The sequence below is a fragment of the Micrococcus sp. GbtcB5 genome (assembly GCF_019091605.1).
GTDB lineage: Bacteria > Actinomycetota > Actinomycetes > Actinomycetales > Micrococcaceae > Micrococcus > Micrococcus luteus.
This window is the reverse complement of the sequence record NZ_JAGXJK010000657.1, coordinates 1-228: the sequence shown is the minus strand read 5'-3', so window position 1 is coordinate 228 and position 228 is coordinate 1. Positions and strand designations below refer to the sequence as shown.

1 protein-coding gene is annotated in these 228 nt (G+C 72.8%); it reads left to right on the top strand.

The genetic code is table 11. From position 1 onward, the window contains the following. On the top strand, positions 1–228 hold a 228-nt coding region (locus KVS67_RS13865; protein WP_217565625.1), incomplete at both ends, for an ATPase, T2SS/T4P/T4SS family.

The following is a 228-nucleotide window of genomic DNA, read 5'->3' as shown; positions in this document are numbered from 1 at the left end:
GTCCGGGGCGGTCCCCCCACTCCGCCGGCGGCCCGCTACCTGGACGCGGCCGTGGACGCGGGCATGAACATCCTCGACAGCGGGGCCACCCAGGCGGGCAAGACCACCCTGCTCAACTGCCTGGCTTCGGCCATCGGCCCGCGGGAGCGGGAGATCACCGTGGAGGAGATCTTCGAGCTGCAGATCCCGGTGCGCGACGTCGTCGGGCTGCAGTGCCGCCAGCCGAAC